Source organism: Limimaricola litoreus (assembly GCF_024159025.1).
GTDB lineage: Bacteria > Pseudomonadota > Alphaproteobacteria > Rhodobacterales > Rhodobacteraceae > Limimaricola > Limimaricola litoreus.
The window spans coordinates 1-26,152 of sequence record NZ_JAMYXC010000191.1 but is presented as its reverse complement, the minus strand read 5'-3'; the positions used below and the strand labels follow the sequence as shown (position 1 = coordinate 26,152).

Below are 26,152 nucleotides of genomic sequence, written 5' to 3'. Positions count from 1 at the left end.
TGTGGATATTTGTGCCGGCAAGCTTCTACACAGCGACGGCGATCTTCATTGTCCTCGGAGCCTCGTATCTTTTGGTCGGCGGAAGAAACAGTAACGGTTGAGCCTCCGAGAGCGCGCTTTGTCGAGCTCGACAGGGCGCCACTGAGGCGCTCGAGAGACGACGGCCGAAACAAGTTGCCAGCGATCATCGTTTCCCACAGTATCGATTCCGAACGGTGAGTGCCGATACAGCGACCCTCGCCGATCCGCCTTGCTTTGTCTGCGCTCGACATGACCAATTCGAAGCCAGCCCCTGGCCAGACCTGGAGCCGCGCGTGAATATGATAATCGAAGCTGCCGCCTCGCGGGTACAATACGGCGGGCCTGTCGCCGATGCCGGAACGCACCGGCCCCTTGTCGATGCCATCGGGATCGGCGCACAGAAATGCGCATCTTCTTGGGTCTATTCTGTTGCGGGATCGCATCCAGACATCAGCATCAGCGCTCACAAGGAACTGGATTTCTTCAGCTATTGTTTCGATCGTGGGTACCGCTGGTATGAAAACCATTTTGTGCCCGGAGGCAAAGATACGGTCCGGTTCGAAAGTTCACCGTCCTATTTCCACGACCCCAGAGCACCCGAACGCGCGCGAGCCTACAATCCTGACCTTAAAATCGTACTACTCTTGCGGGACCCGGTGAAGCGGGCCTTCTCGAACCACCTGCATGAGATCATCAAGGGTCATATCGACGCGATCGAATTCGAAGCCGGTCTGAAGAACAATCCTGCCTATCTGGAGCAAGGCCTGTATGCCACGCATTTCGCACGATGGAGGCGGGCCTTTCCTGAGGAGCAGGTCCTCGTCCTCTTCGCCGAGGAGATATCGGCGGATGCCAGCACAGCCGCGAGGCGTCTGTTCGGCTTTCTCGGAGTTGATGACGGCTTCGACAGTGCGATCCTGCACGAGCGGCGCAACGAGAGTGATCGGCCGCGCCTTGCTCTGTTGAGGAGCGGTCTGCGGGCGGGAGGGGATTGGATGCGTCGACAGGGGCTTGAACACGTGCTGTCTAAGATCAAGGCCGCGCCGCCGGTGTCGAATATCCTTAAGGCCAACAGTGTTGAGATGCGCACGGAAATCCCACCCATGCGTCCCGACACCGCGGCTTGGCTTAGACGGTTCTTCTCCGATGAGATGGCGGAGCTTCGCGACCTGCTTGGGAGAGACATACTTCCTTGGGAAGAACTTGCGGATCGATGAGGGCGGCGAGCGAGGCATATGTTACGGAATGGCCTAAGCGGCACAAGTTGCTGATCTTCGCCTTCGATGCGGCCGAAGCCGCGCAACGCAGACGGATCCATGCCTACAAGGCCTGCCGTTTTAATGTGATCGGCTTTACCATGCGGCGGGCCAACATGACCCATGACGCAGAGCCGTTTTGGCAGAATGTCGATCTCGGTCAGACTAGAAACGCTGCCTTGGTCCAGCGCTTGGGACGCATCTTTGCATCCATCCCCATCCTTTGGAAACATCGCGCGCGCCTAGCCGGAAGCCAAACCATCGTAGCGCGGAACCTCGATATGCTCATCATCGCCCGCATGGCCCAGCGGATGATCAGTCCCCGGCCAAGGCTGATTTATGAGGCGCTCGATATCCACGATATCATGACTCATCCGGGCAGTAAGGGAAAACTCGCGCGCGCCGTAGAGCGTTATCTGCTGCGAAGTACCGAAACGGTGGTAATCTCGTCACCGGCGTTCCAGCGGGAGTATTTCGGACCCATACAAGGCTGGACTGGCAAGGTAGAACTGGTCGAGAACAAGATGTGGATCGGCCCAGGCGGCCCACCTCGGCCGCGCCCTGAGGAGTTTGCAAATCCCGTCGTCGATCGCCCGCTTGTTCTGGGCTGGGTCGGAACGCTGCGCTGCCCCCAGAGTTTGGACCTTCTTTTGAAGACTGCCGACGCCTTAGGTCCGGATATCTCCATCCGGATGCACGGCATTGTACACCACCATATGCTGCCAGATTTCGAGAGCATGGTGCAGGACCGAGACAACGTTCACTACCTTGGGGCATATCGTTATCCCGAAGATTTGGAAGCGATCTATCGCGGCTGCGATCTGGTTTGGGCGCAGGATCTATGGCAGTGGGGCACTAATTCCAACTGGCTATTGCCCAACCGCATCTATGAAGCCGGGTATTTTGGTTGCCCCTCGGTTGCAGTGGCGGGCACCGAGACCGCAAACAGGGTCGCGCAAGGGCTGGGCTGGACGATCCCCCATCCGACGGCTGATGCGCTCATTGGGTTGCTCAGTGCGCTAACAGCCAAAGCTGCAATATGCCGCCGCATTGCGATTTTGAAGGTGCCTGCAGAAGAATTTCGGCAGACGCCGGACGAGATCGCCTCTGCCATTCTTAGGTAACGCAGTGCCTTGTCGTAGCGCGAGTACCGAACCTATTGAGACCACGGGCGTCATAGCCGGAGCCGTGATTATTAGTAGTAGGGCGATAGATTGCGTTCCGGCACCTTCGAATAGACTGCTATCTGGCTAAAGATTTCGATGTCGGCAAGCTTGCCGACCGCGGCGCGGATCTCGTCAACACGGCTGTTATGGGGGATTACCATCACCAAGGTATCGGTCAGGTGGAGTATCGGCTGGGTATCGGACACCTTCAACAGCGGCGCTGTATCAATTATGATGACTTCGAAGTGTTTCTTGAGCTTACCAACGAGCCGCTGAAGTCCATTGCCAAGCAACGCGCCGCTCGGATCTCTCGCGCCGTGTCTGGCGGTGATGACGCAAAGATTTGTCTCTGGATCCCGCCGAACGGCCGCAGCGAGATCGCTGTCATCCTCGAGTAGGTCATTCAATGCGAACGGTGACCTGAGACCCATGTGTCGGGCGATGTCACCACGCCGCAGGTCGGCGTCGATCAGAATGCAAGATCGCCCCATTCTCGAAACTGACCGTGCGAGGTTGATCGCGGTGGTTGTCTTGCCGGCACCGGCGAGTGGAGAGACCACCGAAACGACGAGCGGCGATTTCGTGGGCGATGCCAGCAGCACGGCGGTGCGAAGAGAGCGGACCGCTTCACTGAAGGGCGATGGTTTGTCACGCAAGGCGACGATCAGTGGGTTTGAACGCCCGAACAGCCTTTTCAGCCGGGGCATAGAGAGCACAGTGAAGGCTGGAAGCAGTCGTTGAAGTTCTTCCATGGAGGTCGTGCGGTTTCTTGAGAGGTGAAGCAGGAAAACCAAGCCGATCCCAAGGCTCACTCCTGCAATACCGCCAAGTGCCGCTGAGAGTTTCTTATTGGGCGAGAAGGGGGAGGCCGGGGGGGCGGCATAGTCGATGATCTCGGCGCCCGTTTCATCTATATCCACGATCTCGCGGGTTTCGGTGAAGCGATCTAGAAAAGTCTCGTAAACTAAGCGGGCGGCGTCCTGTTCCCGCTCGAGTTGCGCCAGCCGCACCTCACGATCGGCTTGAGCGATAGCTTGGCGCTCAAGCGCGCGCAACTCGCCCTGTATTGCCGCGCGGCGGCCCGCCGCCAGCTGAACCATTCTAGCGCGATCATCTCTAATGCGCATGATCTCTTCCGACAGGTCCGTCTCGAGCCTCTTTATCTCCGCTCGTACGCTGACCAGAGAAGGGGTCGCGCCGTTGAACTCGGAGCGCAGCCGTGACGCGCGCTCCCGCAGTTCGGACAAGGTGGCCTGCAGGCCGTCAATCATAGGTGAGGTAAATAGGCCGACGGTTGAAAGCGGGCCATTCTCGGCGATCATCGCATCGATACCGCTGAGCTCAGACACCTGTTCGGCATATTCCGCCGTGACAGCGCCGAGCCGTATAGAAAGCTCAGAAATTTGCCGCTCTAGCTGCATTCGATCACCGAATCCGTCGGCTAGGTTTTCGTTGCGGATTTCGATTACGGCACGCTCGGCATCCTCTAGACGTCGGCGCATCGTTTCAAGTCGCACCTCCAAGCCCGAGGTCATACGCGATAGGATCCCGAAACGACGATTGAGTTGATCTTCGAGATAGATGTCGACAAGAGCATTCGGTATTGCCGCGGCCAGCAAACGATTTTCGGATATGTACCTGATGTTCAGAAGATTGGAGCGGCCCTCTTGGCTGACCCGGAGACCGGTGGACAACTGGCCGACATATTCCGCCTGTTCACCGAGTGTCGTTCTCCCGGTCAAAGCGGCCGTCTCGACGTTACTGCTGGATGGCACGTCAGATGGAGAGCTGGAGACGGTGCCCGGGGAGGAAGCTGGACCGATGGCCCCCTTGATGAGACCCACGGCCCAATCTGTTGCCGCATCCACGATGTTGGGAGAGCTTGAATCGGGGGCCTTGTTGAACTCCGGGCGATTGCGCAAATCGAGCGCTTCGCTGACCTGAGCGAGCATGCGGCCCGAAGTCAGTATAGCGATCTCTCCTGATACGGCGGCGTCGTCCAACTTCAAATCGGGAAAGATCGTTCCCATCGAGTCGTCGACCCGCCCCTTTTGTCCGAGAAGAAGTTTCGCCGATGCGGTGTAGGACGGTGGAACCTGCAGGACCAGGATGACAGCGATCAGCGTGCCTATAAAACCCGCCGCGGCGATGATCCACCAACCCCTCCTCAGGATGTTGAATATCTCACCGAAATCGAGAGCTATATCCGTCGTATTCTGCGAATAGGGCCACAGCTCCAGTTTTCGGGGATCTCTGATACGGCTATTCATCTGTTATGCTGTCATCTTCCCCGGACAAAGTAGCTAACGCAACTCCATTGCTTCCTGACAGGCTGCGCCAAGGAGCCGCAGCAATCCAGTGAAATCTTGGCGTAGCTTTAAGGCAATCAGGCGGAGTGACTAGACGATCTGGCCGATCAGTCAGGCTTCCACAAAGCTATCGACGTCGATCGGCTATTTCCGGCGCAAGGGCAGGACATCATTGACCTATTCTCATCATCACGCTTAGGCGGTAGTTACATGGTTCGCGCGATAGTTTCCGGGGCAGTCTCGACAAATGATGCGGTGCGTCGGAGTCGGCAGGCATGCTGGATGCAGAGAAGCCCTGCGACCGGCCGAGGCGCAGCTATGGGCGACCTGACCCGGGACCAGAATAACTCAGTTCATTCTCCCTAATCGGCAAGCCTCCCCGCCCGGTCAAGATCGACGGTGAAGGCACCATGATGACTTTCGAACATCCGCTCATATGCCATGACCCGCTTTCTCATGTTTTTTGCCGCGGGACTTCGGGCGTTCGCACAGCAACCGTCGCCTTACGACGCCCCGTGGCCGCGCTGTTTTCCGTTCGCTCCGTGCCTGTCGCCCTATGCCCGGTGGTGATGATTTCCGCGACATCATATTGCTTTAGCGCTCGAGCCCCTGAGAAGACGATGATCTCTCCAACGAGGCCTATGGCGATGATCTGTATCCCAAGCACGACCATCATGACCGAAAAGATCAAGGCAGGGCGATCGGCGAGAGCGGTGTCACCGAACAGGCGACTGATAACAAGGATCGTCGTCAGGATCCCACCGATGAGGAAGATCGGCAGCCCGATCGCGCCGAAAAAGCGCAGCGGGCGCCGCAGGAACTTCAACACTACGAACAGGGCAAGCGCGTCGAACAGCGCCCGCACATGTCCGATCGGTTTGAAGACGTAGCGTGCATCCGATCGCGCGGCACTCGAAGCCGGCTTCATAAAGGCCTCGGTCAGCCGGTAGCCCCGCTGTGCAGCGATGACCGGTAGGAAATGCTGGCGCACGCCGAAGTTGGCCGAATCCTCGAGGACGCCACGCCGGACAAGCCGAGTCCGGCAGAACGGGTCCGACGGCGCGCTGCCGAAGAGGCGCATGAGGAACCTCGCGAACAACCCCTTGCGCCAGTTCTGCCAGCCCCGTTTCGGATCGGTGGTCCGCACCGCCGACACCATGTCGTTGTCTTTGAGCCCGTCAAACAGGGCGGGAAGATCGGCAGGGTCGACTTGGGGCCAGCCCGGCATCAGCAAGACCAATTCAGCATGGCTGCGGCGAAGCCCCATGGCTAGGGCGGCATCCTCGCCGACCCAAGGCTGCTGGCCCAAAACCGTCAATTCTGGCCAGCCCTGCGACAGCCTGCGCAGTCCCGCCATCTGGCCGGAATGCGCGGCGTTCACGATCACGATGAACTCGTACGCCTTTTCCAGCGCATCCAGATGGGACCGGTAGGTCTCAATGGTTTCTGACGCTCCCTCCTTTTGATCGGTAGTGACCAGAACGGTCAGTCGGGGCGCGGTCGCTCTGTCATCCAGATAGATCGTATCAGCCATGAGCGCCTCTCGGATTGCGGATCATTCTGTTTCAATACGCCGGAGTTAGGTCTTTAGACGACCAGTGTGTTGGCGAGGTTCGACCTGTAGGATCAAGCCAGTCGCGAGACCGAGCAGGACGAGGAATGCGGCCAGAGAGGCGGCGAGTGCCGCCACGGTCATCGGCACGACCGCGGGTGTCGCGGCCGGGATGGAGAGCATGGCGATAACCGCGACCAAAGCCGCGACTGACGCGACGCCGTTGAATCGGGCCATCGGGCGCCGAGAGAAGATCAGCAGGGTCTTGATGACAATTAGGTCGAGCAGCACCTTCAGGACCCGCGACAGGCCGTATTTTGACTCCCCGAACTGTCTCGCATGATGCCGTACGCCGACCTCTGCCACCCGCGCCCCCATCGGGACCGACATGGCAGGAATGAAGCGGTGCATGTCCGAATAAAGCGGCACGCGCCGGATCACCTCGGCCCGATAGACCTTGAGCGAGCAGCCGTTGTCGCGAATGGGTAGGCCGGTCATTTTGCCGATTAAGAAATTTGCCAGTTTGGACGGCACCTTGCGCGACAGAAGCTTGTCCTGCCGGTTGACACGCCAGCCGACCACGAGGTCGTAATCTTCATTGAGCTTGTCGATCATCATCGGGATGTCGGCAGGATCATTTTGCAGGTCGCCATCCATTGTGACAATATAACGGCCGCAGGCATGGTCTATACCGGCTTGCATCGCCGAGGTCTGACCGGCATTGCGACGAAATCGTACGATCACAACACGAGGATCATCCTGCGCAATACACCGCAGCTTGGGAATGGTCTGGTCGGTACTGCCATCGTCGACAAGTACGATCTCGAAACTGTAGCCGCTAGGTTCGAGGGCGGCCACGATGACATCATGCAGAGGGCCGACACTGTCTTCCTCATTGTAGATGGGAACACAGACGGAGACGTCCGGTCGGCTGGTCCAATTTACACCCAAAACCTGTCCCCTAACAAAGCTGTAACAGGGGGGTGACCGAACGTCGGCCACGCCGCGCAAATGCACCCTAGCATGGCACGGAGCCATCTGGCGAGTTTGATTTGCTGACACTCAAGCTTTGGGGCCGCTCGCCTATCGAGGCTCGGCCGGACATGATCCAGGCGGGCCCGGGATCACTCGGAGGTTGAAGCGAGCGTCACGATCAGTACATCGAGCGGCTGCAGGGCAGTTGATGGGGTGGCGAGCATAGTCTCCTGTGCACCGCCGCTATCGCGCAGTATTTGAAACTGCAGCGTCGTTTCTTCTGTCTCGTCCTTGCCGAGCATCTGGAGTTCGGCCACCGAAAGGAGATTCTGCAACGTTCCCAATCGTGTCTCGTTCCGTTCGGTCAGAGCCTGCGCCGCTTGCAATTCCTGCAAGACTCGCAACTGACGTCCTGTCCGCAGGTCATTTGCCGCGCGCGACAGCTCGGATTGTTGTTGGCGAGCCCGGAAAATCCCGGTCTGCGCATCCAGCTCCCGCGCTTGCAGCTCGATCTGCGTACGCTGCAGATCGATCAGGGCAGGGGACCTAGCCAGCCCGCGGTCGCGCAGCTCCTCCATGTTTCCAAGAGACTCGTCCAATAGTTCGAGTTGGCGCTGAATTCCGCTCAGCTTTTCGTCAAGCGAGGATATCTCATTGACCAACAGCGCCTGCTCCTCGTCTAGCGAGGCAAGCTCGGTCTGAAAGCGCTCGTACCGATTGACGAACAGGTCGCGCTCCAGGAGGAACAGCAGCTCCTCGGCCTTCTCTCCCTCGGGGTGCGGCACTAGATCCGGCCGCTCGAACGTCGTTTCACCCTTCATCTCCGCTTCGAGCCGCGCGACTGTCATTCGCGTCCTGGCGATCTCGCTTTCGAGCTCCGAGATGCTGCCAATGGTCCGGATCGTGTTTGACACGACATCGCTGCGCGCCTCGACCGACCGATAACCGCCCCCCGCCACGGCATAGGCCTGCAAAACGGTGATCCCCGGCGTGAATTCGTATCGCCCCGGCTGTGCCACGTCACCGAGCACGTAGATTGGTCTGAACGCCACGACCTCGACTGTCACGCTTGGCGGCGTTCCGAGACCGAGGCGGTTGCGGTAGAGTTCGGGAAGTAGCGCAGCCAAGGCCGCCGGTGTCTGCGCGGCCGCCGCTACCGATCCCAACAAGGGAAGCGCGACCTCACCGTTTTGGTCAATCTCGAACGTCCCCGCGAGCGCGTCGAAGGTTTCGAATTGAAGGGTTACGGCGTTCCACGACAGCACCTTGATCGAAATCCGATCGCCGGCCGCCAAGGCATAGCCACCGCCATGCTGCGCCAAGGCGGCCTGCCCCGAGAGGACGACGGCCAACCAGAGCACGAGCGCGCCGGCACATCCGCACAAAAACACGAACTTGCCTACGCCACGCTTAGCGGCTTTCATAATCCGATCAGGTATTTGGGTTTTCATCATTATGTCTTCGATCACGGCGATTATACCGACTTACAACAGGGCAGGGTATTTGATCGAAGCTGTCAATGCTCTGCTCGCTCAGACTCGCCGCCCCGACGAAATAATTGTCTGCGACGACGGCTCGACCGACGCGACCGAGGCGGTTGCCAAGAGGTTTGGCCGAGAAATCAGATACTTCCGCATAGAAAACGGTGGAAAATCCAGGGCGCTCAACACGGCAATGAGACAGGCGCGCGGCGATTTGATCTGGATTTGCGACGATGACGATCTTGCCTTGCCTCAGGCGGCAGAAATGCTGGCCGGTATGCTGGAGGCAGCGCCACAAGCCGGCATTTCGGGGGGCGGCTACCGGCGATTTCGAGATGGGCAAGGTGGCGTGCGATCCGAAGAAGGGCCAGGCTACTGGCCCGATCTGTCCAACGGCTCCCCGGTCCGACATCTACTTGAGGACATTTTCCTCTTCCAGAATGCGATGATGGTGCGCCGGAACATCTATGATCACGCGGGGCCATTCCGGGAGGATCTGCCCCGTTCGATTGACTACGAAATGCTCATTCGTCTGGCCACACTGTCGCCGATTGTCCTCACCGATGCGCCACTGTTTCTGCAACGAAAGCATGACGGCGATCGTGGTCCGGCTGGCGCCCGTCACGCTGCCGCGAAATCTGAGGAGGTGTGGAAGGATGCCGACCGGACCATATTTGCCGAGTTCCGGAACCGAATACCGCTCGATTTCTACGAGGCAATGTTTGACGCCGATTCCCGGCATGCCGTCGCCCGCGCGGCCTTGTTACAGCGGGCCTGTGTCCATGCGCGGCGAACGGACTGGGTGTCCGCGCGTGAAGATTTCGACCGTGCCGCAGCCATCATGCCCGCCAAGCCGCTGTGCGCCGTCGAACAGGCCATCTGCCGACGCGCCATGGCGGGCAAGCACGGTATCGAGGAGGCAATGAGCCCCGCATCGCGACGCGGGCTTTGGGCGCTTTCTAGGCAAAACGCCTGCGGTGCTTCCATCGCGAACGCGCTCGTGCGGGGGCTGGCATGGCGGCTGAAAGCGGCTGTGAGGGAGCGTGATGCGACAACGGCCGCGCGGCTCTTACGGCTTTCGTCCGGGCTGGTGTCGCCCATCAGCGGCCGGGGCGCTTCGGGGCTGCAAACGATCGAACGCCGCAACATTCCTGCTGCGGCGTTCCTGTCCTCATGGTGTACCGACTCTCGGCCGGGTCGCGCTTAGGAGTAGAGCTCGAGCGCGCCGTTGGCGTACAAAGTATCGATGTCGAGCCCGCGACCATTGCGCAGCATGGCCATATCTTTGAAGCCCTCGCCGGACTGGTCGTATTGCAGCACCCCAACGGTGCCCTTGTCGACAACGCGCATCCGGGCAAGCATGTCCTCGGGTACATCGTCAGCAGCACCGATGATGGCGAGGATATCCCCTTCGGAAGCGTCGAAATCCTTGATGTCGTCAACGTCCTGACCGACATCCCGAGTCTTCAGCACGAAGGTATCCGCGCCACTGCCGCCGAAGAGCTTATCGCTTCCTTGGTCACCTATGAGGATATCGTTGCCATTGCCGCCCCAGATCCGGTCGGTTCCCGCATATCCCACTAGAACATCGTCGCCTTCGCTGCCCGTCAGATAATCATTGGTGTCGCCACCGGCGTGCGTCAGTTCAAAGATGAACTCGGAAGCAGTTGCGGTCTCGCCGACCGGCTCGACCTCTACCGGTAGTTTAACTGGCGTGTCGCCCTCGACGCTGCCGCCTTCGGACACAATATCCTCTGCTTCACCCGCCGGATCTTGGGGTTCCACGGGCGTCGGCTCGGCCGGGGTTTCGACCACGGGTTTCGGCTTTGTTGGGGTTTCGACCACGGGTGTCGGCTCGGTTGGGGTTTCGACCGGCGTTTTGCCCCCCTCATCAACGGGCGCATCGTCGCCAGCGATCAGAGCGTCGATACTCTCGAACACTTTGAACTGGCCACTTGCATAAAGATCTTCCACGTCGAGATCGCGTCCCCAGCGGAACTTTGCCAGCGACTCGAAACCCGTGCCCGTGTCGATTTGAAGTTCGCCCAAGGTACCCGACTTGACGAAGCGCACCCAGTCGAACGCGCCGGATGAGGCCAGAGCCCCGGGCACATCGACGAGTGCCACCATGTCGCCTTCGAGTAGATCGAAGTCTTTGACGTCATCGACTTTCCCCGACCCGGCATCGCCGACAGCGAGCGCGAAGATGTCCGCACCGGCCTTACCTCTGAGGATGTCGCTGCCGAGTCCGGCAAACAGGATATCGCCACCGGCCGTGCCGTCCATACGCTCGTCCCGCGCGGTACCTTCCACGAGGTTCATGCTCCCAGGATCGCCGGCTCCACCAGATATCGGGTCGCTTGGCATAGTAGTCACGCCCGTTTCCGAGTCGATCGTTTCGGGCCTGCCAGGGGTCGTGGGCGCCGGGGTCTCACCGATGGGCGCATCGCCCTCTCCGAGTTCGCCGTCAGAACCGGTAAGGGTCTCACCGCCCGTTTCAGTAGGCACATCCTCGGGTTCGGTCGGGACGGCAACCGGCGTGTCAGTCTCCGAGCCGCCGGAAACCGGTGGCATCGTAACCCCTGTCTCACCCTCAAGCTGCGTGCCGCCACCTGTGACGTCAAAGCCGAGTTCGAAGTCGGGGTTGTTGACCTCCGGCGTCGGGTAGGACGCAAGAGCGAATTTCGACAGGTAGGTGTCATCGAAATCCTTGAGGTTGATTTCGATGACCACTGGATGCTGATCGCCGCTTAGCCGTTCGGTCAGCCAAAAGACCACCGGTGCGACCCAGTCGCCGTTCTCCTTCTGCCACGTGCCGTGCAGTTCGAGGAACTCGTCTCGGGAGAAATTGCGATGCCACGTTGTGTCGTAATTCACGAGCTTAAGGCTCGCACCCTCATACGACGAGGCTTGATTGCTGGTGCTGCCGATGATGTTTTCATAGAACACACGCTCGCCGAGACCGTCGACGATCTTTCCGGTAATGTGCACTTCGTCGTCGTTCGGCGCGAGGGTGTTGTCCGCGTCGCTGCCGAGCGTGAAGGTTAGGCCCGCGTTAGGGTCGGCGTCCTCCTTCGACAGGATCTTCGGAAGCGGGTTCTCATAGTCGATGCCGAATTGGGCAAAGTATTGCTTCCAATAGGAGGTGTCGCCCCGCGTGTTATCATAGGCAATGTCGAACATTCGGTCTACGTCGTTGGTCACGACATCATAGAGCACTGCTTCGTGGCTGATGCCGTGCGCCTTCCAGAGCAAACCGAAATCAGAAGCCCGGATATCATTCATGACCGCCGAGGAGTTCTTGCCCCACATCGTGAAGGCAATGCCGCTGCCGCTCCAGTCCGAGTCGATGAACTCGTAGTTGAACCCGTAGTTCTGCAGGTTGACACCGTCCTTACCGCCCCAAATGTCGAAATCCTTTATGACGCTCAGGGTGTCGCTGTGGTTTGCGAACTGACGGTGGAATACGCGGAACGCCTCGGTGGAGGTCATCACCTCGTTCCCAACGAAGTCCGTGATCGCCGGCTCTTCGTGATCGATTGCCACGTCGAACGGATCAGGGTCGAATTTCAGCTGATCGCGCTCGAACATCTTGCGATGGATGCCGTCGTTCGGTGCTTTGCTCGGATCGTCTTCGGCAAAAGATTCTTGACCCGAGAAGTTCCAGCCCAGCTTCGAATTTGCAGCGATGTTGTCCTGCTGGACAATAATACGCGACTGGTTCTCGTAAGCCGCCCCTTGATCGCCGTCGCCATTCTTGTTCTCAGCATTGTAGCCGGTGACACTGGAGACGAGGTTGCGCATCCAGGCGCCGGTTTCGTTACCGAGCTCAGATACGATTCCGCCACCGACGATGTCATAGACGATGTTGTCGTTTACCTCGCCCCGGCTGCTGTGCTGGACGATACCCCAGCCCGGGCCACCCGAAACGGCGTTGCCGACCAGATAGTTCGTGGCCGCGCCCTCGTCCGTTCCAGTCTGATGGAGGTGGAGCGGATAGCGGCCTTCGGGGTTGGCAGCGCTGATGTCCATCGTCTTGTCGGTGCGACCAAGATCTTCGAACGCGGCATAGCGAACGTTGTTGGCCGAGCCGTCTACGGCGTCGGCCATGCCGTTATGCAGCATCACGTGACCGCGCGTACCTTCGGGGTTCTCGGAGCTAAAGGTCACGTTCCGCGATAGGTTGCCGACATAGATGTCCGCCTCTTGAGAGGTCGGTCGCGAATGCCCATGGTCAAGCGGTGTGTCGAAATGGATTGTGTCACCCTCGACTCGGGTGATCGTGCGAGTCTCGTCCTCGGTCATGAGGACGCCCTTGCTGTTTTCACCCAGATAGGTGGTGCCGACAACAAGGATGGTGTCTCCAGCCTTCCAGTTGTTCAAGTCGCCCTCGACAGCCATCGAAGTGGCGCCGGCAGGAACGTCCCCCTTGATAACCAGGTGTCCTTGCTTGGCGGCGCCCTGAATATCCACATCACCGAAAGCGACCAACCCGTGGCCGAGCATTTCCGGATCGGCCGCGGTGTCGATCGGGGTATCCCTGAACACGATATCCACTGTGACACTCGCAGGGATCGGATCGCCCATCGAGCCGATGTCGAAGCTCGATCCGGGGGTTGTCACGATGGTCTCGATCCGCATCTCGGTGCTGTGATCGCGGGCAAATTTCATATTGCCATCAACGCGTAACATGCCTAGATCCGGCGAAGTCCGTGCATCGTAACGGATTGAAATTCCTTCGGGGATGTGTATCATAGCCTCATCGCTGGGCACCTTGCCACCTTCCCAAGTATTAGGGTCGGTCCAGTTTCCGTCCCTGACGGCGACATGGGTAGCCTTGTCGATAGCGAACAAGGCGTTAGCTTGCTCCATGCCATGGGCGAGAGAGTGGGTCGTGTTCATCGATATGCCTCTTGTACGGGGGCTGTGAGCGGTGGACGTTCTGCCGCGGGGCGGTGAGTTTGGGAGAACTCACCGCTTCGGCCGCCTATACGTTCAGATAGGCGGTACAAACGGCAGAATAACGGCGTTGGTGTGGATAAGGGCTTTTGTTTGTCACAGTTGACCGAGCGTCACTCGTAATGCACCACAAGTCTTAGCGTCGTTTTAATGTACCTGGACGAGTGTCGTCCGTGGCTGCCGGAAGCATGTGCCCTTTCGGCAGACTTGGTGCAACACGACGTATGCACTCTTGGGCGAGATGATGCTGACAAGTCGAACAAACTGCGCGAGATGCAGCGCAATGACGTTGGGTACTCACCCTAAAAGGGTGCGTGATCAAACCCTTTCGCCTTAATATGCCTCGGCAATTGTCTTCTGAGGCAACCGTTCTCGTGAGTGACGTGACGGGAGCGCTCTTCTTTCAGAGAGGGGATTCGATCGATCTCGACATGTCGACTGACAGGGTGTGCCGCAGCCATGGGCGGCCTTACTCTCGTCTCTCCACTAGGCCGAGCGCCGGTGCTCGGCCTTTATGTAGTTGCGAATTAACAAGCGCAGATCCCATAGCGACCAGACATGACACTCCGAAAGGCAACGCTCTTTGTAACGCGGCGGTGATATGCTACCGTCCCTTACGTAAAGGGTATGATGCATGCATCGGTCTGCACGAGTTCTATCAATCAAGTTGATCATCGGCCTCGCGCTGATCGCTCTGCTCCTGTTCCAGGGCGATATCTGGCGGCAGACCACCTCTATTCTCATGGAACTGACGCTCGGTGGCTTCGCGGTCGTTCTGTTGGTCCCAGTCGTATTGATTTGGGCAAGCTGTCTGAAATGGCGCCTGCTTTTGCGATATCGCGGTATCGACATGAGCCTCATCTCGTTGATGCTCTATTACACGATGGGGTATTTCTTTAACAATTTCTTGCCTAGTAGCGTCGGCGGCGACGTGGCGCGCTCCTACCTCGTCGGGCGGCGCATCGGATCACAGACGGAATCTCTCGCCGCGGTCGTGCTGGAGCGGCTTGTCGGGCTTTTAACGCTGGTCGGGCTGGCCGCCATCGGCTTTGCTCTTACACCCGCTCTGCACGACAATCTTCTGGTCGCGGGATCCATTGCAATCATGCTTGCCGGATGTGCCGTTCTGATGGCATTGATCTGGATGCCCGATCCCGTGGCGCGCCCTATGTTGGGATATATCGACACTGTCCCACTAGTGCGTCGGCCGATCCGCAAGATCGAGGGAATGCGCCGTGCGATGGGGACGTTCTGGGGCAGGCCTCGCATAGTTGGGCTCAGTTTCCTTTACTCGTTGCTCTATCACCTGCTGACGGTCGTGAACATCTACGTCACCGGCTGGGCGCTTGGGGTCGATCTCGATATCGTTTCGTTGTCGGCAGTCGCACCGATCATCTTGGTGATCGCCGCCCTTCCAACCACGCCGGGGGGCATCGGCGTGTGGGAGTGGGCGTTCTCTGTGCTGCTCTTGCCGATTGGCACCGGACTCGAACAAGGCTTGGCAATTGCCCTCGTACTGCGTGCACAACTGTCGATCACGTCGCTTCTGGGGGGAGTTCTCTATCTCTTAGATGGCCGCGCGCCGATCCCGGGGCAGGGGGCGGTCCGGTGAGGCTTGGAAACACCGAAACAGAGTATGATCGAACGACAGGAGACGGTCATGGGTGAGATATCGTACAAGGTGCAAGACGAGGTAGCCGGGCGCCGAAGCTCGACTATGCAGAAGTATCAGGACATGGTTATAGGGTCCCGCAGTCTTTGGGCCCTGATCCGGTACGAACTGATCATGCTCTTTGTCTGCCCGATACCGGGCGCGCTCGGCCTGTTTCTGCGCGGTAAGCTCTACCCGTTGATCTTGGGTGAATGCGGGCGGGGCGTGGTGTTCGGGCGCAACATCACTCTGCGGCATCCGCACAAGATCCGGCTTGGGGACCGGGTCATTATCGACGATAACGTGCTGATGGATGCCAAGGGCAAGACCAACACCGGAATCAGCATCGCACAGGACTGCTTCATCGGCCGCAACTCAATCCTAAGCTGTAAAGACGGTAACATCGAGCTTGGCGAACGCGCCAATGTCGGCTTCAATGCGGAAATCTTCTCCTGTAGTCGGGTTCGCATCGGGGCCGATGTCTTGATCAGTGCTTATTGCTACGTGGTGGGGGGCGGAAACTACGATCTCGCCCAAAGAGAAAAGCGGATCAACCGCTCTTTACGGGAAGACCGGGCCCGCGGGATCGAACTGGCGGACGATGTCTGGATCGGGACGCATTCAGTGCTGATGGATGGAGTGACGATCGGTACCGGCACCGCTGTGGCGGCGGGCTCTGTGGTCACGGCCCCGATGCCAGAAGGTGTCATCGTCGCAGGCACCCCGGCGCGGGTCCTGCGCGAGCGTCCTGCAAAGTCCCCGTCTGCTGGAGAAACGATCACGCGCGAGGTTGCCAATGAATCCGTGCAGGCAAAGGCCGCGCCGCCCGAGGGAGCCGAACAGCTCGCAGAGTAAAGCCGCGAGGCGTGGGTTATGCTGCCGGGACCGGGTGTAGCTTCACAGCCCGGCACCCCCGTTCACCAAGTAGGATGCAATATGACGAAATCACGCCGTGGCACTCGCCAGCCGCCTCTATGCGGCACGAGTATCAAAGACGGCCCTGCCTTCGTCGTTGAGCTGATAAGCATACAGCTCATCTGCAATTCACGCCACGGCCTCCTAGGCTAACTCAGATGGCCAGCGGCTGACGTAGCCTTGGACCTTAAACGCAAAGCCGCCTGTCCATGATCGCAATGACCTCCTTCAAGACGTCAGGCGTGATATCAGCGTAGCGATAGATCTTTCCCCCCAGCTCCGGATCCTGCCTGCGCCGTGACGCTGTGCCAGCCAGCACGTCACAAACTGCCCGAGGCATCGCGTCAAGTGCAGTCACCTGGTTTCGCATCCGTATAGTCCAGGGCCCATCCGAGGCCGCAGCTGCTTGGGGAAACTGGGCGATGATATCACCGGTATCGACGCCGGGGTCCACATAGTGAATCGTCAGGCCCGCCTTGTCGAGATCGTCGTTGAGCACCTGCCAAAGCTCGACGCGGGTGCCCCGGTAATGGGGCAGAAGGGAGCCATGCATGTTCAGTACGCCAAGTGATGCTGTCCGCAACAGCGGTGCACGGACGATCGGCGTCCCTGTCAACACGATCACCCGTGCCGAGAAAGCAGCTTGCCACGCAACTGTCTCATCGCTGTTGACGTCGACGCGCGCGATGCTCCGAATCTCGCATCCCTCGGGCCAGTCGGGCAGCGGGCCAGCGCTATTAAAAAAGGCCTTACGTGCCTCGCTCTCGTACTGGTGAACCGTGTCGGACAGGTCTTGTCCGGCGGCCAGCAGGCGCTGCAATCGCCCGATCACGCGACCTGCCAATCTGCGGTGAGAGGCAGGCGTGGGCGGCTTGAGAACCAGAACACTGCGCAGCGGATCGTTACTCCCAGCCAGCCTCTGCGCAAGTCGTGCCGCCATGTGGCGGCCTAGCGGCGTGTCCCCCGTGATCAGCCCGACGCCGCTCATCGCTTAGTCGCGCCGTCCCGCGTTCGGGCAATCTCGAAGTACAACTCGCGATCGCGAAAGAAAAATTCGAGAAAGGATGCCGGCAATCCGCTCCACCCCAGCTCGCCCTCAAGCGCTCCGGTTTGCGAGCGGTGACAAGCAAGCGCTTTGCGCTTGCGTTGCACGATCCCGTCAAGGTCAAGTGCAACTGCTTTTAGATGCCGCGCCGACCGGCTTGAGTTACGTAGACCGGCAACAAACCCGGCCTTGTTGCTAAGCCCTTCAGGACGCCAAGACCGAAAGTCCCAGAACCAGACCGGGTATTCCCATAGCGTCGCACCGCCGAGGCGATCCGCGGTGTGAAGCTGGCGCACCACCCGCGCCAAATCGACGTGATCGCGATGGCCGTCGTGCAAGGCGCAGACGAAGATTTCTGAGGGGGACAGCTCCTGCACGAGCGCGACAATCTGCGCCTCGAGCCCGACGCTTTGCGCGGAGAGTGCGCCATCGGGGAAGCCCAGGAACCGGATATGAGACGCACTCACACCGAGAAGTGCGCAGGCGGCGATGGTCTCGCCTTCGCGCAGCTTGATCATGTCGTCTCCGAGCATACCGGACACAGCCCCGGTCGCGCCAGTCGCACCCCCGTCGGTGGCCACGGCGACATGGACCCGTTGCCCCGCTTCGCGCTTGCGCATTATGAGTCCGCCGCAGCCCAGTGTTTCGTCGTCGGGATGGGGGGCAAGGATGAGACAATCGCCGTGCGACATCTCCTGCGTCCGGTTCTCGGCACGGCGAGCGAGCCGCCGCCACAACCGCCGCATCGCTGCCTGTTCGAGCGGCTGCCAGATCATCGAGAGGTCGACAAAGGCCATAGAACCAATTCACCTCGGCAAACATACTGGATTGAACCGTCACCTCGGATCATACTGCAAAGGAACTGTACCCCTGACAATACCCAGTAGCCCGGACTGACTGCCGCTCGCATCTTGATCGGGATGCGAGCGATCCGTCAGTGGTCCAGTAATGCGTGCTCTTTGAAACGAAGAGCTACGGGCCGCATCGACGTGGTACAGCGTCGGGCGTGCTGTCACGGTCCGGGCGGACGCGGGGACGCCTCTCGCGCAGGGATCCGATGTAACTCGTGAATCTACTTTTGAGAATACGGGGCATCGGATAGCCTGAACAGGAATGTTGGAGACTTCAGAACCTTCGAGCGGGACGGTCATGACACAGCAACCAAAAGTTCTGCGGCCCTATGGTTATCCCGCACAATTCAACACGCCCAGAGACCCTCAATCCATTCGCCTGATCACGCGCAGATGGCTTCCGATGCACAAGTTGTGGACGCCGCTAGAGGTGGCTCTGTTCATGCCGACCACCGATGCCGACCTAATTGCAACCTTCAACCGCATCCCGCTCGGTACCCGTCCCTTCGCAATCACTTTCGAAAGCCATTTGCCGCGCCTGTTCGGCTACGAAGGCAGTGCGGCGTTCCGGTATTTTACGAGGAAGCTGGCCGACACCAGATGTCGGGCGATCATCCCGATCTCAAAATTCGCACGCGGGTTGTTTCTCAGGCAACAACGAAGCTGCGCGTATCTTGACGTTCTTGAGGACAAGCTCACCGACCCGATACACCCCAATATCCGCGTTCCGGAGAAAAGGCCACGACAGGACCGGCGCGGCGAGCGCGTCCTCAAATGTGTCTTCGTCGGCAGCCATTTCATCCGCAAGGGCGGGCTTTCCGTCCTCCATGCAGCGCGGCGTGCCCACGAGGAGGGATTGCCGATCGAATTCCACATCGTGTCGGACATGACCATGGGTGCGGCCAACGGCGTCTGGACCGACCCCAACGCCTTGGATTTTGCAAACGACTACCTAGTCGCGCTCAAACTCCCGAATCTGCACCATCACGGGAAACTGGCAAATAGCGAACTGCTCGCCCTTCTGCACACCTCAGATGTCAGCCTGCTACCAACACTCTCGGACACCTACGGGTATTCGGTGATCGAATCCTTCGCGATGGGAGTGCCCGTGATCGGCACTGCCTGTTGCGCGCTGCCGGAGATCATTGAAGAGGGGGTCAACGGCTTCCTCATCGATCTGCCAGTGACCGAACAAGGCGTCTGGGCGCCCCTTTGGGCACATGATCACGATGGGGTCGACTATATACGCATTCTTCGCGACACGACCGAGAAGGTCGCGGCTCGCCTGTTGGCGCACCTAGCCACGCTTGCCGTCGACAGGGAGAAGCTCGAAGAGATGTCGGTCGCCGCGTTCGACACAGCCAGATATCGGTTCGCCGCCTCAAAACGAGACCGGGAACTTGAGGCCCTATATCACACGCTCGCGGCTGCGCCCTACAGCCGCAAGAAAGATCGGGCCACATCAGGTCCGTCATGCGAGACTGCGAGTTTTTGACAAGGCAGTCAGGTCACGCGGTGATTAGGATATCGCCATTGGCCCAAAGGGTTTCGGCATCGAGCGCCCGGCCGTTGCGGATATAGGCCAGCATGGTGAAGTTGTCGCCGCCACCGTCCACGTCAACCTCAAGCCGGCCCATCGTACCCTGCGCGGCGATGCGGATGTGACCCAAGATCCCGAGACCATCATAGCCGGTCAGGATGTCGCGCAACTCCAACCGGTCGCCTTCGAGTAGGTCAAAGTCCTTCAGGTCGTCGCCCGGGTTCAGCATATCCTCGGCCAGAAAGACGAAGGTGTCGCCTCCGTCACCGCCCCGCAGCGTGTCGGGATCCGCGCCACCGATGACGATATCGTCGCCATCGCGGCCCTGAATGATATCGCTGCCTGCCAGGCCCAGGATCGTGGTGTCCTCGCCCGCGATGCCATTCAGTCGGTCCGCCGCAGCCGTGCCGATGACTTCGGCCCCGGAGGAAGGCGGCGGCGCGCTGGTGTCGAGTGTCAGACCGGGCCCGGCGACGCTGGCCGTGTTGGCCGATGCATCTGTCGCCGTTACGCTGCTGGTCAGCGGGCCGTCTTGCAAGGTCGAGAGATCGATCGACACCGTCCCGTCTGCGCCGATGGCTGCCGATTGTACGGTGCCGACGCCGTCGCCGACCGTGATCACCGCCGTCGCGTCCGAATCCAACCCGGACAGGGTGAACAGCACCGTGCCGACCTCGGTCGCGTCGATCGAAAGATCCGGCGCCGACAGCGCTAGATTGCCATCCTCATCGGCGGAGGTGTCCGGCGCGGTGGCCAGCGTAAGGCCGGGGCCCGACACGCTTGCGCGGGCTCCGGCCGTGTCGGTCGCGGTGACGCTGCTGGTCAAGGGGCCATCCGACAGTGTCGAGAGGTCCAGCGTCACCGTGCCATCCGTCGAGACCGGGCCCGACACGACCTCGTTCGCCCCGTCGCTCACGGTGACGACCGCCGTGGCGTCGGCGTCGAGCCCTGCGATGGCAAAGGCCACCGCACTCACCTCGTTCGCGTCGATCTCGACATCGGGCGCAGTCAGAACGAGGTTCCCGTCGTCATCCCCGGTGTTCGGAGGTGGGCCGGAACTGGTGATTAGGATATCGCCATTGGTCCAAAGGGTTTCGGCATCGAGCGCCCGGCCGTTGCGGATATAGGCCAGCATGGTGAAGTTGTCGCCGCCACCGTCCACGTCAACCTCAAGCCGGCCCATCGTACCCTGCGCGGCGATGCGGATGTGACCCAAGATCCCGAGACCATCATAGCCGGTCAGGATGTCGCGCAACTCCAACCGGTCGCCTTCGAGCAGGTCAAAGTCCTTCAGGTCGTCGCCCGGGTTCAGCAGATCCTCGGCCAGAAAGACGAAGGTGTCGCCTCCGTCACCGCCCCGCAGCGTGTCGGGATCCGCGCCACCGATGACGATATCGTCGCCATCGCGGCCCTGAATGATATCGCTGCCTGCCAGGCCCAGGATCGTGGTGTCCTCGCCCGCGATGCCACTCAGTCGGTCCGCCGCAGCCGTGCCGATGACTTCGGCCCCGGAGGAAGGCGGCGGCGCGCTGGTGTCGAGTGTCAGACCGGGCCCGGCGACGCTGGCCGTGTTGGCCGATGCATCTGTCGCCGTTACGCTGCTGGTCAGTGGGCCGTCTTGCAAGGTCGAGAGATCGATCGACACCGTCCCGTCTGCGCCGATGGCTGCCGATTGTACGGTGCCGACGCCGTCGCCGACCGTGATCACCGCCGTCGCGTCCGAATCCAACCCGGACAGGGTGAACAGCACCGTGCCGACCTCGGTCGCGTCGATCGAAAGATCCGGCGCCGACAGCGCTAGATTGCCATCCTCATCGGCGGAGGTGTCCGGCGCGGTGGCCAGCGTAAGGCCGGGGCCCGACACGCTTGCGCGGGCTCCGGCCGTGTCGGTCGCGGTGACGCTGCTGGTCAAGGGGCCATCCGACAGTGTCGAGAGGTCCAGCGTCACCGTGCCATCCGTCGAGACCAGGCCCGACACGACCTCGTTCGCCCCGTCGCTCACGGTGACGACCGCCGTGGCGTCGGCGTCGAGCCCTGCGGTGGCAAAGGCCACCGCACTCACCTCGTTCGCGTCGATCTCGACATCGGGCGCAGTCAGAACGAGGTTCCCGTCGTCATCCCCGGTGTTCGGAGGTGGGCCGAAAACCGAGAGCGTGTCACCTGGCAGGGTGATGGTTTCGCCCGTCGCCGTCGTCGCTGTGATCGAGGTGATAACGGCACCGTCGGCGAACCCAGTTAGGTCGAAGGAATACACCCCGTCGGACGCGACCTGTTGGGTCCGAGTGTTTACCCCGTCGGTGATGATGATTGCGCCGCTCGCATCGGCGTCCAGACCTGACACCACTAGGTCGACGGCGCCAAGTTCGGTCTCGTCGATAAGAAGGTCGGGCGCCGTCAGCGCGAGGTTGCCGTCATCATCCGCAGAAGGCAGCGGTGCTGCTGAGATCGATGGCTCGACCGCGGCCGCGGTCTGTCCCAAGATCTCGGCGAATGTGACTAGGCCGCCACCCGTGTCCAGACTCAGCTGGACGCCATTCTCCCCGTCCTCGAACACGAGGCCAGTGAGCACCTGCTGCGCGCTCCAGCCCAAAGCCGCCGCCATGCGCGAGAGGTTTATGGTATCCCCCTCGGTGATGGAGAAGCCTGCGATGACATCCCGCGTCCCGTCGAGCGCACCAGCACCGAAGATAATCGTGTCTGCTCCAGACCCCGCGTCGATGTAATCGCCGCCGCCTCCGCCGTCGATTTCATCATCGCCGACTGTCCCCAAAATGCGGTCTCCGGCGTCGCTGCCGACGACCCGCTGGGTCGACTGCATGTAGTGGGCATCGCCATCGAAAGTTCCAGCGGCCAGGCCGATCTCAGCTTCGAGGAAGTCGGCGAGCGCCGCGGCGTAGGCAGCATAGGACGCATGGCTGAAGTGAACGTCGTCTGGTGACAGCCCAGATGCGGTGACGGGGTTTTCGAACAGTAGGATGTTGGGGGTGCTCGCGGCCCGCGCCAGAACCGTCGCCTTGATCCCGGGCTGATAAGTTCCGTTGCCCGCATCGCCGACCACAGGGCTTCCGTTCACAGTGGAATAGCCTTCGTTCAGATAGTCGGCGTAGATCTCTGGTGTGTTCGCTTTAATCTTCGGCGCCAAGGTCGAGATCACGAGGTAGGAGTCCTCGCTGCCCGGCATGGCGAGGAACTGGTCGATCGCCTTGCCGATATTGTTCATGATCGAGGGGAAGTTGTTGTTGAAGAAGCCGTTTTCGAAACGATTGTAGTCATTCGTCCCAGCCATGAAGAGGACGATGTCAGGTAGAAACTGGTCAAGATTGTCGGACAGGTCCGCTTCGCCGGCTATGCTGTCATTGCGGACGATGTTGCGCAGGGGCATCCCGCCGATGGCGCTGTAGTCCCTGTCCAACATGTCGGATGGCCCGCTTTGCAGGAACCCTACATAGTCGATCCAGCCGCCCGCCGCGACGATGTTCTGAAAAAGGTCGAACCGATAGCCATCGCGCTCTTCCGGCGCCTCGTTCGGATCGCCGGCGTCGACGTAGCCCACCGTCAACGAATCTCCGATCGGAAGCACTGTCGCCGCCTCGGCATAGGTTTCGGCCGCCATGTCGATGACCAACGCCTTGGAGGTTCCGGCGAAGGTGACGGCACCGGTCTGGTCCACCGGAAGATCGATGTCGGCCTCGCGATAGGAAAAGGAGGTCAGCTGCATCGAAGTGTCGATTTCTGGGTCGACCGGGCCGTGCCAATGCTCAAGATTGGTGTCCCCGGTCCAGAGGCTCGACATCACCCTCATGTCTTCGTTCGGGATGGGCAGAGGTGCCTGATCGGAACGTATCTCGTAAAAGAGCCTGTCGTCTACGAACCAGCGGATGGCGTCGGGCATCCAGTCGATCCGATAGTCATGGAACGCGGCGGAGGCATCGAAGCCGAGATTGATGTCCTCTTCGATGTAGTTTGCGAGCTTATCGTCGCCGTAATAATAGTTGATACTGACTTGGGATGGGTTGTTTCCAAGAAATTCAAAGTCGATCTCATTGTGGGCATCGGCGCCGAAAAATTCGCCGGTGTAGAGGAAAAACGCCGATACGGTGCCGGATTCACCGGAAGCTCTCATGCGCACTTCAAACGAGCCGTAGCCGAACGAGTCTCGCGACTGGATCTCGGCGCCGGTGAAAGGTTTGGTGCCTGTGTCGGTTCCGTCAAGGCGCAGGGTCAGGTCGCCGCCACCATATTGGGCATGATCCACCTCCCAAGCCGTCTGATTCCATGTTGCCGCTACAGCAAAATCCGAGAGATTCCAGAATGTTGGGTCGAATGTGTCAAAAGAGTCGGATTTCTCCTGCCCCATGATCACCTCCTAAAAATGCACCAATAAACATAGTAAAATCAGCCCACGGCCCCGCATGACTGTGCCAAATCGGTGACGACATCGCTAACGGATCCCAACCGACCCTCTCATGGGGCTTGACAATAGATGTCTTGTCAACCCTAGCCCAATGCGGGCAAGGCTGGACTAAGGCTCGAAACCAGCTCGATCGGACCATCGGTAAGCGCAGACATGATCGAACATTTCCACTGTTATATCAGGTCGCTCACCGATTAGCCTTGTAGGGTAGGCAGCCATCGGGTGGGATAGGTCCGCGCGCCCCTCAATTTTCGGCGACTGCTTTGCTGATGGCGGCATCGGCGTGTCCGAGGATGGGCTACACGCCGTCCACAGATTGATACCGTTTAGCCAGGGCTTCGGCTGTCGATGCTGTTATCTGCACGGCTGTCTCTCAAGCTAGACGAGTGTTTCAGCCTTGCCGACGCGCCTATTTTCCGGTGCCCGATTGCCAGCCGAGCGTCATTTGTCGATTATATGAGAAGATAGCGGGACCTCTCAGGCGGAGCATCAATGTGGCAGACATTGGCATCGGCAATCCGACCGGGCCTACTCTGCGGATCTCGGCGCAGCAGCGGGATTTTTTGATTTTCACCATCTGGTCGATGGTGACCTTCGTGCAGTTTCGGGGCGACGATCTGCTGCTGTATCCACTGGCTCTCTACTACGCATACACGATCCTGCGCGATCAGAGAGCCGTCCTTCCGCTGATCGCCCGATCCTGGGTGCTCCTGCTTTTCCCCGCTTGGAGTCTGCTATCGCCGCTTTGGGCCGAACTGCCAGTCGTGGCATTCAAAAACGCGCTGTATCTCTCGCTGACGATTATCATCTGCCTCCAGGTCGCGGCGAATTTGGCGCCGCGGCAGATCATGCATGCGATTTGCCTCGCAGCGAGCGTGATCGGGGTCGTCAATATCGTCGCCGCGTTCGGTCTAGGGCAGGGCGACTTGGGCATATTCACTTCTAAGAACGCCATGGGCAAGAACATGGTGGTTTTATGGATCGTAGCCTTCGCCACCTTTCTCGATTCGGGCACGCATTGGCCCGTCCGGCTCGCGGCACTCGGCATGGCGGGCATCGCGGCCTTCATGGCCGCAATCAGCGACTCGGCAACGGCAGTGCTTTTGGTCTTCGCGTCCTCCCTGATGCTCGTGGCCGGCGCCATCGTCCTGCGCGGTGGTCTTCTGCGCGCAAGTCGTCTTGCCGTCCTCTTCGTGACCAGTGGGCTCGTCCTCGGCGCAGCTTTTACTTACCTTCCCTATCAGCAGATTGACCCTGTTGATGCAGTTCTAAACCAGTTTGGCAAAGACAGCACACTTACGGGGCGGACCGTATTATGGCAGTACGCCGAAGACCAAATCCGTGAACGCCCGTTGCTTGGCGTCGGGGCTGGAGGATTCTGGCGATATTCGGAATCGCCGCTCATTCAAAGAATATACTTCGAATTCTACAAAGGTCCTTGGGACATCTTCAATTTTCACAACAGCTACTATGAGATCGCGGTTCACCAAGGCCTGATCGGTTTGGGCCTCGTGGTCCCGGCGATGCTGTGGGGGATATGGATGATTGGTCGTTGGGCACTTGGTGAAGGATCCATGCCATCGCTTTTTTTCATGTCTCACATGGTGGTCGTGCTGGTTCGCACGATGACTGAGGCAGATTTCCTCAAACCTTTCGTGCTATTCCACATGGTGTTCTGGATCGGCGCCATCGCCGCTGCCCGGCAGCGGAGGGACCTCAGAGATAACAAAAGTACATAACGTCGCCGTCGCGCGTCACACCGATGTCGCAGAAAGGTCGGCAGCTTCAGTGTCTTCAGATGATCCGCGAGCAGGATCTTCGAGGTATCGGTCATGCCGCATCTCCCGATAGCAGGGACATGTAGCTGGCCGTCGAGGTGGTCCCGACATTCGCGCGGCAGATAGGGGTAGACGTCGAGGTCCAGCTTCGGCGGCCGTTTCTCGACCTGGCAGAGAACGAGGTGCTTCACGGCATCGAAGCCGACCGCGCCCAAGTGCAGCGCCTTCTTCACGGCGGC

Annotated in this window: 15 protein-coding genes and 1 pseudogene; 7 read left to right on the top strand and 9 right to left on the bottom strand. The window is 59.8% G+C overall.

What is annotated here, in order from left to right:
• The first annotated feature begins 320 nt into the window (after nucleotides 1-320).
• Both NHG85_RS12325 and NHG85_RS12320 read left to right on the top strand, forming a co-directional pair.
• Nucleotides 321-1,238 (top strand): sulfotransferase domain-containing protein, encoded by a 918-nt coding sequence (locus NHG85_RS12325; RefSeq protein ID WP_253332797.1) that lies wholly within the window; start codon nucleotides 321-323, stop codon nucleotides 1,236-1,238.
• Between the two features lie 47 nt (nucleotides 1,239-1,285).
• Nucleotides 1,286-2,401 (top strand): glycosyltransferase family protein, encoded by a 1,116-nt coding sequence (locus NHG85_RS12320; RefSeq protein ID WP_253332770.1) that lies wholly within the window; start codon nucleotides 1,286-1,288, stop codon nucleotides 2,399-2,401.
• Between the two features lie 71 nt (nucleotides 2,402-2,472).
• Here the strand turns inward: NHG85_RS12320 and NHG85_RS12315 are convergent, their stop codons facing one another.
• From NHG85_RS12315 to NHG85_RS12300, 4 genes are all read right to left on the bottom strand, one after another.
• Nucleotides 2,473-4,713 carry a GumC family protein gene (locus tag NHG85_RS12315; protein ID WP_253332769.1) on the bottom strand — a complete coding sequence of 747 codons (2,241 nt, stop codon included), beginning with the start codon at nucleotides 4,711-4,713 and terminating at the stop codon, nucleotides 2,473-2,475.
• Between the two features lie 493 nt (nucleotides 4,714-5,206).
• The gene (locus NHG85_RS12310) at nucleotides 5,207-6,286 is read right to left on the bottom strand and encodes a glycosyltransferase family protein (protein WP_253332767.1); all 1,080 of its coding nucleotides are present in this window, start codon (nucleotides 6,284-6,286) and stop codon (nucleotides 5,207-5,209) included.
• 45 nt (nucleotides 6,287-6,331) lie between these two features.
• Nucleotides 6,332-7,162: a glycosyltransferase family 2 protein gene (locus NHG85_RS12305; RefSeq protein ID WP_440339878.1), complete on the bottom strand. Its 831-nt coding sequence runs from the start codon at nucleotides 7,160-7,162 to the stop codon at nucleotides 6,332-6,334.
• A 266-nt stretch (nucleotides 7,163-7,428) separates the two neighbouring features.
• Nucleotides 7,429-8,733 carry a polysaccharide biosynthesis/export family protein gene (locus NHG85_RS12300; RefSeq protein WP_253332766.1) on the bottom strand — a complete coding sequence of 435 codons (1,305 nt, stop codon included), beginning with the start codon at nucleotides 8,731-8,733 and terminating at the stop codon, nucleotides 7,429-7,431.
• A gap of 49 nt (nucleotides 8,734-8,782) precedes the next feature.
• Between NHG85_RS12300 and NHG85_RS12295 the strand changes: the two genes are divergently transcribed.
• Nucleotides 8,783-9,967, top strand: a complete 1,185-nt coding sequence (locus tag NHG85_RS12295; protein WP_253332765.1) for a glycosyltransferase family 2 protein — start codon at nucleotides 8,783-8,785, stop codon at nucleotides 9,965-9,967.
• Here the strand turns inward: NHG85_RS12295 and NHG85_RS12290 are convergent.
• Nucleotides 9,964-13,662 (bottom strand): G8 domain-containing protein, encoded by a 3,699-nt coding sequence (locus NHG85_RS12290; RefSeq protein ID WP_253332763.1) that lies wholly within the window; start codon nucleotides 13,660-13,662, stop codon nucleotides 9,964-9,966. The two genes, NHG85_RS12295 and NHG85_RS12290, sit on opposite strands and share 4 nt — an antisense overlap.
• Nucleotides 13,663-14,386: 724 nt before the next feature.
• Between NHG85_RS12290 and NHG85_RS12285 the strand changes: the two genes are divergently transcribed.
• Complete coding sequence (locus tag NHG85_RS12285) at nucleotides 14,387-15,331, top strand: lysylphosphatidylglycerol synthase transmembrane domain-containing protein (protein WP_253332762.1); 945 nt, start codon at nucleotides 14,387-14,389, stop codon at nucleotides 15,329-15,331.
• A gap of 48 nt (nucleotides 15,332-15,379) precedes the next feature.
• Nucleotides 15,380-16,225, top strand: coding sequence for an acyltransferase (locus NHG85_RS12280; protein WP_253332760.1), 846 nt, complete (start codon nucleotides 15,380-15,382; stop codon nucleotides 16,223-16,225).
• A 247-nt stretch (nucleotides 16,226-16,472) separates the two neighbouring features.
• Here the strand turns inward: NHG85_RS12280 and NHG85_RS12275 are convergent, their stop codons facing one another.
• Nucleotides 16,473-17,273 carry a formyltransferase family protein gene (locus NHG85_RS12275; protein WP_253332759.1) on the bottom strand — a complete coding sequence of 267 codons (801 nt, stop codon included), beginning with the start codon at nucleotides 17,271-17,273 and terminating at the stop codon, nucleotides 16,473-16,475.
• The gene (locus NHG85_RS12270; protein WP_253332757.1) at nucleotides 17,270-18,127 is read right to left on the bottom strand and encodes a PIG-L deacetylase family protein; all 858 of its coding nucleotides are present in this window, start codon (nucleotides 18,125-18,127) and stop codon (nucleotides 17,270-17,272) included. The genes NHG85_RS12275 and NHG85_RS12270 overlap by 4 nt, the downstream gene beginning before the upstream one ends.
• Nucleotides 18,128-18,479: 352 nt before the next feature.
• Between NHG85_RS12270 and NHG85_RS12265 the strand changes: the two genes are divergently transcribed.
• Complete coding sequence (locus NHG85_RS12265; protein ID WP_253332755.1) at nucleotides 18,480-19,676, top strand: glycosyltransferase family 4 protein; 1,197 nt, start codon at nucleotides 18,480-18,482, stop codon at nucleotides 19,674-19,676.
• Nucleotides 19,677-19,689: 13 nt separating this feature from the next.
• Here the strand turns inward: NHG85_RS12265 and NHG85_RS12260 are convergent, their stop codons facing one another.
• Nucleotides 19,690-24,078 carry a family 16 glycosylhydrolase gene (locus NHG85_RS12260; RefSeq protein WP_253332753.1) on the bottom strand — a complete coding sequence of 1,463 codons (4,389 nt, stop codon included), beginning with the start codon at nucleotides 24,076-24,078 and terminating at the stop codon, nucleotides 19,690-19,692.
• A 551-nt stretch (nucleotides 24,079-24,629) separates the two neighbouring features.
• On the opposite strand from NHG85_RS12260, the gene NHG85_RS19855 reads away from it, so the two are divergent.
• Nucleotides 24,630-25,874, top strand: coding sequence for an O-antigen ligase family protein (locus NHG85_RS19855; RefSeq protein ID WP_253332751.1), 1,245 nt, complete (start codon nucleotides 24,630-24,632; stop codon nucleotides 25,872-25,874).
• Nucleotides 25,875-25,965: 91 nt separating this feature from the next.
• Here NHG85_RS19855 and NHG85_RS12250 read toward each other — a convergent pair.
• Nucleotides 25,966-26,152 (bottom strand): annotated as a pseudogene (locus NHG85_RS12250) (IS21 family transposase); the annotation flags it as partial.

What these genes read in the sequence shown, in the direction of transcription:
- NHG85_RS12290 (WP_253332763.1), bottom strand. Translation starts at nt 13,662, where the DNA reads ATGAACACGACCCACTCTCTCGCCCATGGCATGGAGCAAGCTAACGCC.
- NHG85_RS12300 (WP_253332766.1), bottom strand. Translation starts at nt 8,733, where the DNA reads ATGATGAAAACCCAAATACCTGATCGGATTATGAAAGCCGCTAAGCGT.
- NHG85_RS12265 (WP_253332755.1), top strand. Translation starts at nt 18,480, where the DNA reads ATGACACAGCAACCAAAAGTTCTGCGGCCCTATGGTTATCCCGCACAA.
- NHG85_RS12260 (WP_253332753.1), bottom strand. Translation starts at nt 24,078, where the DNA reads ATGGGGCAGGAGAAATCCGACTCTTTTGACACATTCGACCCAACATTC.
- NHG85_RS12275 (WP_253332759.1), bottom strand. Translation starts at nt 17,273, where the DNA reads ATGAGCGGCGTCGGGCTGATCACGGGGGACACGCCGCTAGGCCGCCAC.
- NHG85_RS12280 (WP_253332760.1), top strand. Translation starts at nt 15,380, where the DNA reads ATGGGTGAGATATCGTACAAGGTGCAAGACGAGGTAGCCGGGCGCCGA.
- NHG85_RS12325 (WP_253332797.1), top strand. Translation starts at nt 321, where the DNA reads ATGATAATCGAAGCTGCCGCCTCGCGGGTACAATACGGCGGGCCTGTC.
- NHG85_RS12270 (WP_253332757.1), bottom strand. Translation starts at nt 18,127, where the DNA reads ATGGCCTTTGTCGACCTCTCGATGATCTGGCAGCCGCTCGAACAGGCA.
- NHG85_RS12310 (WP_253332767.1), bottom strand. Translation starts at nt 6,286, where the DNA reads ATGGCTGATACGATCTATCTGGATGACAGAGCGACCGCGCCCCGACTG.
- NHG85_RS12315 (WP_253332769.1), bottom strand. Translation starts at nt 4,713, where the DNA reads ATGAATAGCCGTATCAGAGATCCCCGAAAACTGGAGCTGTGGCCCTAT.